The sequence below is a fragment of the Helicobacter sp. MIT 05-5293 genome (assembly GCF_000765665.2).
Lineage (GTDB): Bacteria > Campylobacterota > Campylobacteria > Campylobacterales > Helicobacteraceae > Helicobacter_C.
The window spans coordinates 111,292-126,665 of sequence record NZ_JROZ02000004.1 but is presented as its reverse complement, the minus strand read 5'-3'; the positions used below and the strand labels follow the sequence as shown (position 1 = coordinate 126,665).

The window sequence follows — 15,374 nt, the reverse complement described above, 5'->3', positions numbered from 1 at the left end:
AAGGAGTTAGGTGATGATAAATATCAAAAATCTCTCAAGAGCTAAGGAAAATCAGGCGAGGTTTGAGCATCTCAAAGACTTAGAAAAACAAGCTCTCAATACACCGCTAAAAAGCATCGCACCACGAGAGAATGAAAAAATCATTAAGATTGATAGGTTTATCTTCACGACTTTTCACAATATAGAATCGCTTGATTATGAGCTAAATCTTGGTATCTCTAAGGTAGAAACCCTCTCTCAAAATTATTACCTCAAGCTTGGTGGGAATGAAGAGAGGATAAGCTTTGAAGCGAGAATCTTTGTAGAGCATTTGGAGCATTTTAATGGCTTTGTGGATAGCATCAAAAAGCGCACACCGCTAAGCTTTTCGACATTAGAATCTAGCTCTTTGCGTAAGATTATCATCGATAAATTTAGCTCTAAGAGCAAAGATTGGCTGATGGATTCAAGTCGGAATGTGGTGTATCATACCAAAGAATTTAGTATTAGCGGGGTGTTGGTGTAGGAATTTTAAATTATAAAAGATAAATCTATCCCATTTCCCTTGATGTCAAGGGGAGCATTACCAAAGATTTTAATGGCTATAGCTTGGTTAGTCTATAAAAAATAGGTTTCTAAGTTTTTATTTTTAGGTAGGTGTATAAGATTTTTTTAAACAAAAAGTTATTTGACTTTACTTGTTTGTTTTGCTTTGACAGGTTGAAGCTGCATACATTCATTAAAGAGTTCTTTGTATCTTGTTGTAAAATCCTTATCTTTAATATCCTTTCCAAGTTGTAAAAATTCATTAATGCGGATTTGATGATAGCATTCTATCAATCGATGTGGTATATTTATTTGTGGTATAATAAAACGAAGCAACATCTTGTAATAGTCCAAAATAGCTCTATAGAGATGATTTTGTGCCTTCCCTAGATTGTTATTATCATCCTTGCCATAATAAATAATATTTGCTATGTGTGCAAGTGCATTATTAAACTCTAACACAGCTTGAACCAAAATTGAACTTTGTTCTTTCTTTCTAATTTGGAATCGTTGTCTTACATCTTCTGACAAGTCTATATGCGGTAGATATTGTAAAAAATCTTGATATGCTACTTGATATTCTTTAAGCAAACTGGTAAATTTTGGATTGTCAAAAAAACCCACTGGAATTTTTGTAGATTCTTGATAATTAAGATGTCGCTTATCCAGCTTAAAATGCGAATTGTTGGCATATTTTTTAGTAACTTCTTGTAAATCATCTAGAGCTTTTTTTATATCTTTTTCTTCCATATTCTTGCATACCAATAAGTAGAAAGTATCTTGAAAGGTAATAATTACATCGGTATTCCTTCCTACAAGAGAGCTTTCAAGCATTGAGGTGAAAAGCTCAACTTCAATATATTGAAAATAAATACTAAAAAATCTCTTAAGATTATCTTCGTTCATATTTTTCGTAAAGCCTATCAAGTGTTTTATTTGCCTTTATAATAGCCTCTTTTAATCCACTAGGATTCTTTTCACCATAGACATTTTTGGATATACTTCCTGTATTGAGTGCAGAAATATTAATATAGCCGACCTTGCCAAAACTTGCACGAAGCAACCTCTTTGAATTTTTCATTATTATGGTCCTTGTGTTGGAATTCCCTACTCTAAATTATGCCTTTAAAATAAAAATAAAAAATATGGAGGCTGAATTCTACCATTATTTTTTTTACTTGTGGCTTAAAAGGTATCATTGTCAGTTTTTTAGTATTTGATTAGTATTTCTTAGGTAAGAGCACTTATCTAGATTCTAAGTATTATCCCTTAACCTACCGCTCACTTTCAAATTCTACATTCATATTCCAGCTTTGAGAGTTAAGATGATGCGTTACTTGTGTGATGATATGCGTGCTGGTGGTGGAATCTTTTGTGAGTGATAAATATCCCCCTGCAAAAAGCACTCTGCCTATGGCACTTAAATGCCCTTTTGTCTTTTTTGCATTTAAGGCTTGAAGTCTTGTGGTAGCCATTTGTAAGGCGTGATTATCATCTTTTGCCTCTCGGCTCATTCTGTAAATCGGCACACCTTTGCCGACTTTGACATTACGCGTATTGCCACTCTCATCTTGATAAGTAAGCTCCACGCTTTTGTAATGCTTTTGTGCAAAATACTCTATCTCTAGACTTAGTGTATCTCTTGCATTGATTGTATAAGTGCGCCTATCAAAGCTTTTATCTCTATCTAAAAATATCAATGTGTCATTTTTGACACTAAAGCTACAATCTAGCTCATCAGCTAGTCTTTTGCATAAAGCAGAATCGCTCTCATCATTTTGCTCAAGATGCGTAATAGAATCTTGATACTTAAAATCAAGCTTGGCTTTGAGATTATTTTCCCTTGCGATACTTTGGAGTATTTGTGCGTAGGAGAGAGATTCAAAGCTGCGGCTTTTGATGATTTTAAATTCTTTGGTGTAATCAATGCTCGTGGCTTCTATGGTGTAATGCTGTAAATAGTTTTCTTTAATGCTACTAACATAAAATGCACCCATAAAATTAAGCGCACTCCTGCCTAAGAGGAGTTCGATTCTATCACCAAAGCTAGGGAGCTTAGAGTGAGGAGCAAGGGTAAGGCTAAGCATATCGACATTATCCTTTTCATAATCCATATAGCTTAAGGAGAGGATTCTCATTTGATGCTTCGTGTTGCCTTTATGTGTAATGGCAAACTTCGGAGCGATGTATTGCTCTATTCCCATAACCCTATTTCCTCTGTGTTGTTTTGGGTTGTTTGTAAGTTTGGTAGATAGATGATTTCACCGCCCTTACAAACTCCACTAAAGTCCTTGCATCGGAGTAAGTGGATATTGGCTATCACAAAGGCATTATATCCGCTCTCATAGCTTGAAAGCGTCATATCGCCATAGATTTTGACATAGATAGAATCGAGCCTATCACCTTGTTTTGCTTGGTAGGTTTGTAATTCTTGTTTATCTTGCATACTCACTCCTTTGATAACTCTTTTTTAAAAATATCACAGGCTTGTTTTTGCAATGCCTTTGTCTTATCTAAGGCGATGAGGCTAAATTCCTTTGTCTTGAGATAGTAGAGGGAAGTGCCGCGTGGAGTTTTAGTATTTTTGTAAGAATAAATCGTTGCTTTGGAGGTTTGGAATCCTTGAGATTCATTAGGGTTTTTAATCGCCATAAAGCCACTATTTCGTTTTTGTGTGGCTTTGCTTTGTCCTTTGCGTAGTCCTAAAAATGCTCCTTTGAAAAACACCTCCTTGCCTTTGGCGATTTTTACCCTTACGCCTTGTTTGTTTTGGAATCGCTTGAAATTGTTGATAGAGAGCTTGACTTTTGTGTTTGATAGTGTCGCTTCTAGCTGGTCTTGTTTGGCTCGTTTGATTTTGGTAAGATTGCGGATTTTTTTATTTGATAAGGCATAATCTTGCTGAATAAGTTCTCTTTGTGCCTTAGCGCATTGGGTGATGGTGCGATTGAGGGCATTTCTTGTGAATCTAAAGATGTCTTTTTGCCATTTTTGCATTAAAAAGCCCTATATCTTTGGCATCTCTGCGAATTTCTTAGCGATTTGGCAATATGACATAAACTCACTTACACGCATGGATTTAATATCACTCAAACTAAAATGCAGGGCATAGCCAATTAAAGCTATGCCCTCTCTTAGTCCTTTTCATCGATGCCTATAAATGTGCTGACTTCATTGCTTAGGCGATTAAACTCCCTCGCAGGGAGAGAATCTAAAAACTCATTATTTAACTCCCCATCACTCATATCAATTAGCAGGGCTTTAGCAAGGGCAATCTCATCATCTTTGGCTTTAGCTCTTGCACTTTGAATCTGTAAAAGCGTAGGCTCTTTGAGTAGCACTTCTTGCCCATCTCTAAAAGTGAAAGTCTTGGTTTCTTTGTCAAAAGATTTTAGCATAGATACTCCTTTGGGTGATTAGGTGATGTTTTTGCGGATAGAGGCGAATTGGTCAATGCCATTTATCATATAGATAGAGTTTTCTACATCATAGACAATCAAAGGCACTTTATCCACTTGATAGGAAAAGGTATAAACTGCCATTTCAAAGCTAAACTCCACTTCTTTAATCATTTCATATTGTGGTAATTCCCCGACTTTTACGACACCACCCATTGTAGCGATGATTTGCGTATCTTTTTGCGTGATGCCCACAGATGTCATATTCTTTTTGACATACACCACTTTAGGGATAAGCGTGGAGAGCGGAGCTAAAAGCACAGCATTAACATCTGTAAGCGTGATTTTGGCAGTGAGGGGTTTAAGACTTGGTAGCACTTTTTCATACTTACCGATACTCGCACTTGCTTCTATCGTATCATAATCAAGCTTGGGTGGTTCAAAGGATTTGAGAATCCCTAAAGCTCCGATACCATCGATAAAGACATTGCCTCCTGTGAAGGCTTGAGGTGTAAATTGCATTTATAACTCCTTGATTAGCTCTTGGCTGTATTTGGTTACGCGATAGATTTTATTGACTACTTTTGAGATTAAAGGCATTTCTTGGACTTCTTGCTTGATATAAATCTCCCCTTGAGCAATTGCCTCATTGGTATTTAAATCCTCTGGCAAAGAAATCTCATAGCCCACGATGACATTATTAGCAATGAGTTTTCGATAAAAGCTGTTGAGGTCATCTTGGAGCTGCTTTACCATATCTGCTACTTGCTTGTCAATCGCTTCTTTTTGTGAGGCAAAGAGGGTTTCAATAATCGTGTCAAAAATCACGATAGAATGCAAAGATTCTATCCCTAAGGCAGCATCTCGCGTATGCCTTCCCCACGCTCTGATGCCATTATCTACAAAGATTGTCGTAACGCCTAAGGCTCTTAGCCTGTCTGCTTCACAATCCTCTCCTTGAATATACTCTATGGTATCCACCACACCGATAATGCCATCTATGATGCGGTTTGAATAAGTTTGCGCAAAGCCAAAATCTGAACTTGCCATTATCTTGGCATAAAGTGCGATGATAAAAGCAGATGCAGGGCGGACGACTTTATCAATGCGCTGCACCTTTTGGAAAGTGATAATAGCTCTGTGGGTTTGAATAGATTCTAATGCCTTTTTGATAGATACCCCATCAGTGGCATTGAGTTCAATGGCATAATAAGCACGCAGTGAGGTTGCAATGGATTTAAGCTTCTCATATACGCCTAAGTCATTGTATTGTGGGCAAAGAATGAATTTAGGCTTGATACTTAACTCCTGCTCGGCATTTTTAAGTGCAGTGATAGAATCTATGGCTTTGTTGATATTTTCTTGTGTGATGTCTTCACTCTCTCCTATTGTTTTGCTAAAGACTGAAAGAATGATTTGTGATTGTAGGTTTGTAGCCTCTAAATCTTGCAGGGTATTTTTAATGCTTCCAACACCCACTGCTTGCAGTGCTTCTTCTACACTTCCATAGTGATACAATCCATTAGTCAAGGTATCATCATCGCCCACTATGGCGATAGGATAAGTGTTATTTATATCATAGCTTGTAGGTGCAGAGTTGTGTAACTCGACATTGATTCCGTATTTGCTAGGCATTGTTACTCCTTGATGTGAATTGATAGGATTCTATATTGTTTAAGACGCAAAGGCTAAGGTTTGTTTCCTGTGCAAAAGTGCAAATCCCTTTGTATCATCTCATCATAGATAAGAATATTTTTTAAGTCTTTTTGCACATCACCTGTATAAGTGGGTTTTGGCGGGGGAGTGATAGTGCAAATTGTGGGGATTAGCACTTCTTGCGTAATCGTGCGTGTGGAGCAAGCGCAAAACAAAAGGGGAAAGATAATCAAAATGTAGCGCATTAGGGTTTTTCTCCTTTTTGACTGATACCATACCAAAGCTTTATATCCTTTTTGATAGCTTCTAGTTGGCTTTGGCAAGAGCTATCTTGAAGAGGAGAGCTTTGGTATTTAGTGATAATTATTTCTTTGCCTTGTGCTTGTTGGTGTTGGTAGCTTTTCGTCTCTAGCTCCAAAGATTTAAGGGCTTGATTTTGTGCTTGTAATGATTGCAGTATTGTGATATTTTCGTATTCTTTTTTGGCTAATTCGGCTTTGGTATGACTATAACTATACAGCATAAAAAGCGTAATCCCCACGCACACAAACAAAGCAATGATTTTGATAGAAGATGTCATCAGTCAATCTCCCGCACTTGCAAAGTGCAATTTTGAGCGCCGATTTTTTCTATCAGCGTAAAAAATTCCTTGCATGCTTCAATGCTTGTATGCACGACACCCTTACCTTTTGCCTTACCCAAAAGGATACAACCCTTTGTATCTTGAGGATAATTCCCCACATGGATAAGAATACGCCTAAGCGCAAAAGAGGGTAAATCCTTGCACTTTAGCCATAAAGCTGTATTGACAAACTTAAGGTCATTTACCCACTCTTTGATAAGCTCTTTTTTATTATCCGCTTTCCATTGTGGATAAGTTCTAGCCAAAGAGGCGTTTTGAGATGTGTTTGTCCATTCGATTTGATACTCACGCGCAATGATTCTTTTATCAAGGTTTGGTGTATCAGTAGATTCCCCGATATTTTCACAAGTGAAACACTGATAGATACTTTTGCCTAAATATCCATTTGCTAAGACCTCATAGACATTGAGTTCGCCTAAGGTAGAATCTTCAATTTCCCCAACTATTTGCCCATTTTTAAGTTTTTTAATGTCTTTATGCTCACTTTGTCTTTGTAAAATGATGCGATATTTCATTGTTGCTCCTTACATTGATTTTGCCTTACTTGGCATTAAATTTATTCTCTAGCCATTTAATGGCAATGCGGCTTAATGTATCACTCCCTAAGAATCCAGCCCCACCCCCTAGCATTACACTTAAGGAATTAGGCAGCCCAAAATAGAGCGCAATTTCATAAAAAAGAAATGTCAAGAACATCGAGCCAATCGTAGCGATAATAAGCCTTCTTACAAACTTTCCTTTATCGTGCTTTTCCTCTGTATCATAGAGTTTAAGTGCAGTGAGAAATCCCATAATCACTGACATTATCATCACCCACATATAGTCCCAGTCAAATTTCATCATCAACCCTTTTGCTTAAAAAGCATTAAAAACACAAGAGATGCAATGATGCCATTAATGGAAACGATGCAAGTGATAAAGGTTGAAATCTTTGCATTAATAAGGCTTTGGTGAGAGAGTGAATCTAGCAAGCAATCAAAGTTTTTATCTACCATGCAAAATGTAGCGTATTTCCAAAAGTCCAATGTTTGATAATATAAAAAAATACAAAGAGATACGCTTATGATAAAGGCAAGGATAATAAATCCTAACATAATGAAATAAGTAGTCTTCTCTTTAAATCGTGATTGAATATCCATGAGCTATTCCTCCAGCTTTGCTTGTATGTTTTGGTAAGAATCCCAGCTCACTCTTTGTATCTCTTCTGTATCACTTAAGCCCTCTATATAGTTTTTAAGCATTCCGCATATAAAAATAATATCATTTTTGTAGTTAAGCCAATCGGTATAGACTTGTTCGAGTTGTGCCTGTGTGTGAGGGACATTTGCTTTAGATTCTCCTTTTTTTGCGCAACGAAAGGGCATATCTTTATTTAGAGCCACCGCGCCCATTAAATTGAGCTGGTCTTCTAAGCCTCCATCATAGATATGCTCCTCTCCTAATGCGGAGCTTTTAAATGATGTGAGCAGTGAGTCACACATCGCATTAAGCTCTTTTATTTTTTGCTCTTTTGTAAGATTTATTTGTGTTTGCAATGCTGCTTCTAGGTTATGCGGCAATAAATCCTCCACAAATGGAGATTCTAAATCTTCTCCCTCTACATAGACTTTGCCATTTTCTTCACCCAAATAGTGAAAGTTTCCTTGCACTTGGGTAATTTGACTAGCAATGAGGCTATAAATCTTTTTCATTTTCACTCCTTTAAGATTGTTTTTGCAGGGTTTGTGTGGCGATATTGATATTCCCATCTAAGTATGCCCCGCAGCTATATATGCCATCATCACATAAGGCAATCAGATTTGCTTCATTACCAAAAAAATAGAGATGATAGTCTTTAAAATGCGGGGGTGTATAGACTTGTGTAAATTCTCTTGTATTGGTAGTAGTGCCAATCCCTAGAGTGCCATCGGTATTAAATCCAAAGGCTAAGAGGTCGCTTGCGTCTTTTAATTTCGCAAAGACTCTTGTGGCAGTTCTATCGACAAAGCAAAGACTTTCTATGTTTTCTAAGGCAATGCTTGCCATTTGGTTATTGCCACTTCTGTTATCTCCAAAGCCATAGCCTCCATAACCCCAGCTCCATAGATTAGAATCTTCATCAAGCGCAAAGGCTGTGCCATTGATACTTGAGCTAAAGGCTGTTTTGATATTATCTAACTCTTCGCCATTTTGTTTTAAGATTCTTAAAAAAACCGATGAGTTACTTGTGTTGCTTTGAGAGAGTTGGTATTGTGCATTATATCCCGCTCCGCGAATACTTTTATCTTCTAAAACGATAAGAGAAGTCGCTGCATTAGTGCCTACGCTGATTGAGAGTTGCTTCACTTTGGCATTAAATGTAATCTTGGCAGGGATTGAGACATTATTTGTATGGTTTAGTCCTAAATTACCACTGCCATTATAACCCCAGCTCCATAAACTCCCCTCTTTATCAATCGCCAAAGCATAACCGATAGTGCCATTACTTGCAAAAGCAATATCAATAATATCTCTTAAATAAGGGCTTTGTGTGAAAGTGGAAGTGTTGATTGTGTTTCCTATGGCTAACTCCCCGCAAGCATTACTCCCCGCTCCATAGACTTTGCCATCTTCGCTTAAAATAAGCGTGGTTTGCTTACCTGTGGTTTCACTTGTGCCACTTAGGATTTTAAGAGGTCTAAAACCTAGATTGATTTTGATAGGCAAGGGGATATTATTTGTATTGCCACTTCCTGCGCAGCCACTAGTATTTACACCCCAAGCATAAATAAAATTTCCCTCTTTAGGCAAGGCATAAAATACATTGTGTCCCCCAAAGACTTCTATAAATTCTATATCTTTAGGCAAACAAATGCGTGTAAATCCTGCATAATGCGTGCGGGAAGCTCCACTTGTAACATTACTCAAAGAATGTCCCCGCATCAGCACATCACCATAATGCACAATCTCTCCCTCGCTATTGATAAGCACCTCTTGCACCATAAGGGAGCGATAAAGATGCACTTGCTTTAAGAGTCGATAGGATTTTTTATAGATATGATGATTTTGTTGTGTGGAAAGTATCTCGTTTTTGATGTTAGCACCTATTACCTTTAAACTCATCGCTTGCGCGCTTAACTCATCAATGCTGTTTTGATTGATTTGCCTTAGTTGAGCGTGGAGTTCATTTAATTTATCATAAAGCAGGGTAGTAGAGTTGGGTGATGTTGAGTTGTCAGGCATAATCTCTCCTTTGGTTTAAACTTATGAGAGATTATAGGTTTTATAAGACGCAAGGAAATGGTGAGGATTCTATAAGAGATAAAAGTCGCTTGATGCGAGGTGAGTAAGCTTTATCTATCCCCCCCCCCCACATAAATGCCCTCTAAAAGCAATATGTGATTGACTTCTACACTTTGAGTGCGTCCATAGATAGGATTAAATCTATTAAGATTAAGATTCTCATTGTTTCCTCTTGCGCCCCAGTCATCATTACTACCGCCACTTCGCCCATTAAGAGAGTATCTACTCACCACTCTTGTCCAGCTTCCTGCATTCACATCGGGCAATCCCTCTTGCATAAAAGCTCCTACTTGTGAAATATCATCAGTGCCTTTGGTGTAAAATCCTCCACGAGGCAGTCTAAAGTATCCTGAAGGGCAATTGTCTTGGAGCTGTGAATCTGTGCTTGCAAAATACATATAAGCAGCGGGATATTTCTCAATAGAGAGCATTGCACCTAATGGCTTAAACCCTTTAGGTAAGGCATTTCTAAAAAATAAGCGATACTCTCCGATTTTCTCCCTTTCTCTTTCTCGTTCTTTTTGTGCAATGAGTAGGAATTGCGCAAAGTTTAGCATAGAATCTACGATGGTGTGTGCGTAGTCTAAGAAATCTTTTGTCTCTTGTATCAGAGGGGTGATTTGCTCTACAAGAGCTGGAATATCGACTTTTGGAGGTTTGAGTGAGGCTTTAAGGACATTAAACTCATCGCGACTGACATAATCGCTACTCACAAACACGACTTCATTGATTTCGCCCTTAATCGGGAGCTTTATGGTGATAAGCCCTCCTATGCCTTGCACTAAAATCACTTGTGGTGTGGGGAGGGCAGCAATGACTTGATTGTGTAAATCAAGTAAGAGTATGCCATACATATATTTGTCGGTATTGATGGCTTGGAGATTAATTTCATAAGTGAGGATTGAATTTTCATCAAAATATCCCACATCAATACTTGCAGTATGGAAAATCAGCTCTTTCACCTCATCAAAGCGCAAATCCTCTTTTAAAAGCATTTGCTCTAATATCTCATCTTTAGGTGTTTGTGTGCCTACTAGGGCGTAAGTTTGCACTTGCTCTTTTAACTCTGAATTGAGAATCTCAATGCCTGCATTGGTGGGAATCCCTCTAATCATACGCTCTCCTTATGAATGGTTTAAAATCTTTATAGAATCTTATTCTTTTTAAGACTTATCACTTAATATTCTAGACTTTGGGGCTTAAAGCTTTAAATGCCATTGCGCAATACACTCTATATATGCCCTTGCTTGCAGGTTTCTGTGTAATGATGTTTCTTTGTCTAGTTTAAGGCTAAATCTCCCTAGTGTGGTTATATGTGTAGGGATTTGTGCCTTAGGGAAATTAATCGTGATGCCTAAAGAGCTATCACGCAGAGGTTTGTATTTGTCAATGAGGATTTGAGCTTTTTTTAAATCAATGATATTAGTGCTTGTAGGCTCGATTTGTATTTCAAAGCAAAAAGGTTCTAAGCTTTCTTTGGTAGCGTGTGTTTGGATATTAATATCACCAAAAATACCAAATACCGCTTCTTTGATACCATTATAAGTGCCGAGTTTGGATTTTTTTAAAATGGGTTTCTCACAAAGCTCTATGGCAATAGAATCCACCTCATCTTTGATGTCGATGTCAAAGGTATTTGCAATAAGTTGGAGATGTTTTTGATTGTGTTTGGAATTGTAAAAATACATAAAATCAAGTTTGAAATGTTGATTGAGTAAATCCGCAAAAAGCGATTCTAAGATGTGCAGCTCTTTGGGATAGGCAGTAGGAAGTAAGGGCATTATATTTTCTTTATATTAATAGTGCGTAATTCATAGATAGAATCTTCACCCACGCGCTCAAAAGATTCTACTTGCGTATTAAGGACATTTTGGGACACAAAGCATAGCGAGATGACTTTATTGAGTGCGACTTCTTGCCCAATCTCAAGGGCATTGAAAAATGTTTGTATGTTACTAATGATACTTTCTCTAATCAAAGTAAAATCCGCTTCTTTGCTTAAAGTGAGCGTAATATCTAAATCAATTATCGTAGGTTCTAGCTTTTCTATGATGATTTTATCGGTGAGGGGGATATTGCCTTGAAGATTCTCTTTTATAAGCACATCTGCAGCTTCATTATCGCCATAATACACGATTTTCACCACACCTTTACTTGGACTAAAGGCTTTGACTTTGCCCACACCCTCTACGGAGGCATAATGCGTATAGCTCTCCTTACTCCCTGCGGTGCTAAAAGAGGCGAGGGCATTTAAAAATCGCTTTCTTAAAGACTCATCATCTTCACTCTTTTCATACACGATAAATTCACTAAGCATCGTAATGTCAGTAATAAGCGGATTATTGACTTCTAAGATGTTGGTTTCCCACGCTCCTTGCGTATCACCTTGCAGGAGTATTTCATTCTCACTATCTGCATATAGCTCATAATCTTCCAAGCTATAAGCTATCACGCCCTCTTGTGAGACAAACTTAGAGCCTTTGCTTATAAAAGTATCTTTTTTGCAAGTAATCTTTGCCTTTGCTATGGGCGCACTGCCCTTAAATCGTTCTAATCCTAAGAGTTTGACAAGCTCATCTAAAAACTCACCGCTGGCATATTCAAGGTAATTATTAGCAATAATAAAGTTTAGCTCATCAATCTTAAGTCCCAAACGATAGAGAATACACGAAATAAGGATATTGTAATCATCTGCTATTAAAGGCTCATAATCAATGTTTTTTGCCTCTTTGAGTTTAGCGGTGAAGTCTTGCAGTATCGCTTCTCTCTCTTTTTCAAAATCTAGGGGTTGGAGAAATGCGGGCATTTTCATTATAAAACCTTTAGCTTAACTCAATGGTGAGATTTTCTTCTTGTGTGCGGATATGAAGTGTGAGGACAGAATCCTTAAAAGCTAGAGTGATGTCGCTTACCTTTATTCTTGGCTCATAGAGTGCGATTTGCTCTAATATTTCATCTTTAAGCTCTAGCATTAAATCTTGTGTGAGGGGTTTATCAATATAGCTATCACTCAAGCCAAAATTAGGGCAAAGCGGGAGTGTAAATTTGTGGGTGGTTAAGATTCTTTGGAGATTTTGTTCAACACTGATTTGATACATTGCTTTAGGCTCTATAACTTGGCGTAAAATAGATTATCTCAAGCTCTATGCTCACACTGAAAGCTTCACTTGTGGCAATCTCTATTTTTTCTACATTAATAGCAGTGATATTCTTAATCCCGCTAAAAGTTTGCAAAGTTTGCAAAGTAGATTCTAAAAGCGCATCACTTTGTGCCTTGCTTTGGGTAATAATTGCAATCTCTAAGCCTAGAATATGCTTCCAATTTTCACTGCTTGGGCTCGAAATCTCTGTATTTTGCTGCTTAATCACAATAAAAGGCGCATTATTTATATCATAAATGGCAATGTCATCAAGGAGGATTCGCGCCTCTTGTATGTCCTTTTCTAAGCACATTTTGAGATTCTCACAAATCTCATTTCTGATAAGCATAGACATTCTCCTCTTTTAAGAATAATCGTTTCATCACACGAGATTCTATGTCGATTTGATAGATTTTGTAGGTTTTATTTTGATACTCTATGATAGTGCCTACTTGCAAGTCTGTGTTCTCGCTACTAAGAGTAAGCAGTGTTAGCTCTGTGGAAGAGGCAATATCATAGACTATCTTTGTGCTTGCATTGCTTAAAGTCTTTCTCTTTCTGCCCAAAGCATAAAACTCTTCAGGCAAGATGTGGGCTATATCTTTGGCAAACTTTTCAAATGCACTATCTTTAGCTAGATTCAAAGTTTATTCCTTTGTATCTTTTGATTCTAAAGATTGCTCTGCTTTGGCAATTTTTGCTATTAATGCCTCATTTTTGATATTGTTCTTAAATGATATGCCTAGCTCACTCGCTCTTTGCTCTAGCTCTAGTCTCTCTTGTGATTTTACATCTTGTGGCTCTTGCTCTTCTTGCAGGGGCGTGATGACTTTATTGACTACTAAGCGTTTGATATAACCTTCATCTGTGCCTTGCTCAAACTCTATACAAGAACCTTTAGTGTGGTGTGTTTTATTAATCAATGTATCATACAAGACTTTATATTTCATAGCCTCTCCTTTTTAAGATTTTGCTATCACAAAGGCATTTGCTCTTTTGAGCTCCATTCCCACATCATAAAATCCTGTGAAAATTAAATCCCCCTCATCATCTTTTAACGCTTGCACTTGCAAACCACCCCAAGTGCCGATAAGCACATTGCTATAATCCCCAAAGATAGCGTGATTATCTTTGATGAGATTATTCATAAAGTAGCGATACCCTGCTAGATAAGTCGCTCTTTCATTGAGGAGATATTTTTCACTATCCTCATCATAGTGTGTGCTTTGAAGGTGAATCATTCCCTTAGAATTAGTCGCAAAGTGCGTGTTGGCAATGGATAGATTAATGTCTGTGAGTTTGCCGCCAAATTCGAGGGTTTTTTTGTAGTTAGTGTTTGTAAAATAATTTGCTATGCTTTGCACGCCTGTGGTGTTAAGAATCCCATTAATTGGGCAATCATCATTCTTTTCTCCATAAAGTAAATCTTCTTCTAAGCGCAAACGAATGGCTCTTTTGATTTCTTTGATGATATAAGATTCTAAAGCAAAAGGCGTCATTCCTAACATTTGCCTTGTGATAAGCACTTTTGCCTTAAGGGTGTTAGGGGAGAGCGTGATAAAATCAGCTCCGAGCTTTGAAGTGGTCGTTTTCTCCCCCTCCTTTACCCAATAGGCTTTAATGTTGCTATTATCTCGTGGGATTCTTTGTGTGCCAACTAATCCTGTGAGCTTATCGCAAAGGCTAAGGATATGAGATTCCGCAAAGACTTGTTCGATAAACTTATCACTTCTGTAATACTCTGGGATAAATCCCGCTGAAGTGCTATCAATGCTTTTGGTTTGTTCATCACTAAAGCGTGAATAGTAATCATTGGGAATCTCTAGTCCATTTGCCCCTTGCTTAAACTCAATCTCTCCCACACGCTCACCTTTTGCCACGCTTAAAGCGTAATTTGCCAAAGAGAAGCACACACTATCTTTGGGAGCTTTTGAGATTCTGTTTTGTGTGATTGTATTATCTGTAATAAGGCTTTGGCTAAATTCCTTATAGCTCATTTGGCTTTCAATAGCTTTGAGTGCCGCCTCACTTGCATTTGCGATTTTGCCAAGCTCGATGATTTGATTCACTTCTTCATTACGAGCGTTGAGCTGTTGCACTTTTTCCTGATATGTTTTGAGGGATTCTTGATTCATCATTTCTCCTTGTGTTTGATTTGCTTCAAAAGTTGTATTTGCACTTGCTTGTGGCATACTCGCCTCCTTTGTTTGATGTTGTAATGTTTGGCAAAATGCAGAAATAACCGCATTAGGGTCAGCTCCTTGCCATACTGCACTAAGCTCTACTATCTCTCCGCTTTTGATATGATAATGCGGAAGATTATCTATCTTTTCTCTTTCTTCTATTTCACATTCTCCAAAGCCCACACTTACGCTTTGGCTTAAGCCTTTTTGATACTTTAAAAATGCGTTATGAGATTCTTCTATATCTGCATAAAATTGCACTTTGACTTTGAGGTTACCGCTCTCATCTCTTTTAAACTCTTTAATGCTCCCTATGGCATTTTTGAAGCTTACATTATGGTCAAGATAGAATGTCTTAGCATTAAAATCTATGTTATCAGTATCAATGCTGATATAAAAATCACCAAAGAATCCACTGCGTTTAATGCGTGCATTATGGCTTAAAGCGGTGAAGCTAATCGTGTAATCACTCTCTTTAATGCTACAATCTTGAAATTGTAAGCTTAAAGCTTTTGTGTCTTTAAACATTGCCTTCCTTTTTGTTTTTTAGCATTGTAGATTTTTTAAG

24 protein-coding genes are annotated in these 15,374 nt (G+C 37.5%); 1 reads left to right on the top strand and 23 read right to left on the bottom strand.

The window, feature by feature from the left end:
* The first annotated feature begins 13 nt into the window (after positions 1–13).
* On the top strand, positions 14–505 hold the full coding sequence (locus LS68_RS08205) for a hypothetical protein (RefSeq protein WP_241993718.1): 492 nt from the start codon (positions 14–16) through the stop codon (positions 503–505).
* Positions 506–663: 158 nt separating this feature from the next.
* Here LS68_RS08205 and LS68_RS08200 read toward each other — a convergent pair whose 3' ends face one another.
* From LS68_RS08200 to LS68_RS08090, 23 genes are all read right to left on the bottom strand, one after another.
* Positions 664–1,431: a hypothetical protein gene (locus tag LS68_RS08200; RefSeq protein ID WP_034370000.1), complete on the bottom strand. Its 768-nt coding sequence runs from the start codon at positions 1,429–1,431 to the stop codon at positions 664–666.
* On the bottom strand, positions 1,418–1,606 hold the full coding sequence (locus LS68_RS08195) for a CJH_07325 family protein (RefSeq protein ID WP_034369998.1): 189 nt from the start codon (positions 1,604–1,606) through the stop codon (positions 1,418–1,420). Before LS68_RS08195 ends, LS68_RS08200 begins: the two co-directional genes overlap by 14 nt.
* Positions 1,607–1,799: 193 nt before the next feature.
* Positions 1,800–2,729, bottom strand: a complete 930-nt coding sequence (locus LS68_RS08190; protein WP_034369996.1) for a contractile injection system protein, VgrG/Pvc8 family — start codon at positions 2,727–2,729, stop codon at positions 1,800–1,802.
* Positions 2,720–2,971, bottom strand: coding sequence for a hypothetical protein (locus LS68_RS08185; protein ID WP_034369994.1), 252 nt, complete (start codon positions 2,969–2,971; stop codon positions 2,720–2,722). Before LS68_RS08185 ends, LS68_RS08190 begins: the two co-directional genes overlap by 10 nt.
* Positions 2,972–2,973: 2 nt before the next feature.
* Positions 2,974–3,522 (bottom strand): hypothetical protein, encoded by a 549-nt coding sequence (locus LS68_RS08180; protein WP_034369992.1) that lies wholly within the window; start codon positions 3,520–3,522, stop codon positions 2,974–2,976.
* Between the two features lie 137 nt (positions 3,523–3,659).
* On the bottom strand, positions 3,660–3,923 hold the full coding sequence (locus LS68_RS08175) for a phage tail assembly protein (RefSeq protein WP_034369990.1): 264 nt from the start codon (positions 3,921–3,923) through the stop codon (positions 3,660–3,662).
* Positions 3,924–3,941: 18 nt separating this feature from the next.
* Positions 3,942–4,445: a phage major tail tube protein gene (locus LS68_RS08170; RefSeq protein ID WP_034369987.1), complete on the bottom strand. Its 504-nt coding sequence runs from the start codon at positions 4,443–4,445 to the stop codon at positions 3,942–3,944.
* Positions 4,446–5,558 carry a major tail sheath protein gene (locus tag LS68_RS08165; protein WP_034369985.1) on the bottom strand — a complete coding sequence of 371 codons (1,113 nt, stop codon included), beginning with the start codon at positions 5,556–5,558 and terminating at the stop codon, positions 4,446–4,448.
* Positions 5,559–5,611: 53 nt separating this feature from the next.
* Positions 5,612–5,824 carry a hypothetical protein gene (locus LS68_RS08160; RefSeq protein ID WP_034369984.1) on the bottom strand — a complete coding sequence of 71 codons (213 nt, stop codon included), beginning with the start codon at positions 5,822–5,824 and terminating at the stop codon, positions 5,612–5,614.
* Positions 5,824–6,159 (bottom strand): hypothetical protein, encoded by a 336-nt coding sequence (locus LS68_RS08155; protein ID WP_034369982.1) that lies wholly within the window; start codon positions 6,157–6,159, stop codon positions 5,824–5,826. The genes LS68_RS08160 and LS68_RS08155 overlap by 1 nt, the downstream gene beginning before the upstream one ends.
* Positions 6,159–6,737 carry a DUF5675 family protein gene (locus tag LS68_RS08150; RefSeq protein ID WP_138091380.1) on the bottom strand — a complete coding sequence of 193 codons (579 nt, stop codon included), beginning with the start codon at positions 6,735–6,737 and terminating at the stop codon, positions 6,159–6,161. Before LS68_RS08150 ends, LS68_RS08155 begins: the two co-directional genes overlap by 1 nt.
* A gap of 25 nt (positions 6,738–6,762) precedes the next feature.
* A complete protein-coding gene (locus LS68_RS08145; RefSeq protein WP_052100374.1) occupies positions 6,763–7,062 on the bottom strand; it encodes a phage holin family protein in 300 nt (99 codons plus the stop codon).
* A gap of 2 nt (positions 7,063–7,064) precedes the next feature.
* Entirely contained in the window at positions 7,065–7,361 is a 297-nt protein-coding gene (locus tag LS68_RS08140) for a hypothetical protein (RefSeq protein ID WP_034371674.1), read from the bottom strand.
* A gap of 3 nt (positions 7,362–7,364) precedes the next feature.
* A complete protein-coding gene (locus tag LS68_RS08135; RefSeq protein WP_034371671.1) occupies positions 7,365–7,913 on the bottom strand; it encodes a hypothetical protein in 549 nt (182 codons plus the stop codon).
* Between the two features lie 10 nt (positions 7,914–7,923).
* Positions 7,924–9,423 carry a hypothetical protein gene (locus LS68_RS08130; RefSeq protein WP_034371669.1) on the bottom strand — a complete coding sequence of 500 codons (1,500 nt, stop codon included), beginning with the start codon at positions 9,421–9,423 and terminating at the stop codon, positions 7,924–7,926.
* A gap of 110 nt (positions 9,424–9,533) precedes the next feature.
* Complete coding sequence (locus tag LS68_RS08125; protein ID WP_138091378.1) at positions 9,534–10,598, bottom strand: hypothetical protein; 1,065 nt, start codon at positions 10,596–10,598, stop codon at positions 9,534–9,536.
* Positions 10,599–10,682: 84 nt separating this feature from the next.
* Positions 10,683–11,264 (bottom strand): phage tail protein, encoded by a 582-nt coding sequence (locus tag LS68_RS08120; RefSeq protein ID WP_034371663.1) that lies wholly within the window; start codon positions 11,262–11,264, stop codon positions 10,683–10,685.
* Entirely contained in the window at positions 11,264–12,295 is a 1,032-nt protein-coding gene (locus tag LS68_RS08115) for a baseplate J/gp47 family protein (RefSeq protein WP_034371660.1), read from the bottom strand. Before LS68_RS08115 ends, LS68_RS08120 begins: the two co-directional genes overlap by 1 nt.
* A 10-nt stretch (positions 12,296–12,305) precedes the next feature.
* Complete coding sequence (locus LS68_RS08110) at positions 12,306–12,581, bottom strand: GPW/gp25 family protein (RefSeq protein WP_052100371.1); 276 nt, start codon at positions 12,579–12,581, stop codon at positions 12,306–12,308.
* Positions 12,582–12,585: 4 nt separating this feature from the next.
* Entirely contained in the window at positions 12,586–12,972 is a 387-nt protein-coding gene (locus LS68_RS08105) for a hypothetical protein (RefSeq protein ID WP_034371657.1), read from the bottom strand.
* Positions 12,956–13,267, bottom strand: a complete 312-nt coding sequence (locus LS68_RS08100) for a hypothetical protein (protein ID WP_034371654.1) — start codon at positions 13,265–13,267, stop codon at positions 12,956–12,958. Before LS68_RS08100 ends, LS68_RS08105 begins: the two co-directional genes overlap by 17 nt.
* Positions 13,268–13,270: 3 nt before the next feature.
* Positions 13,271–13,573, bottom strand: coding sequence for a hypothetical protein (locus LS68_RS08095; protein WP_034371651.1), 303 nt, complete (start codon positions 13,571–13,573; stop codon positions 13,271–13,273).
* Between the two features lie 12 nt (positions 13,574–13,585).
* The gene (locus tag LS68_RS08090; protein ID WP_034371648.1) at positions 13,586–15,334 is read right to left on the bottom strand and encodes a phage major capsid protein; all 1,749 of its coding nucleotides are present in this window, start codon (positions 15,332–15,334) and stop codon (positions 13,586–13,588) included.
* Positions 15,335–15,374 lie beyond the last annotated feature (40 nt).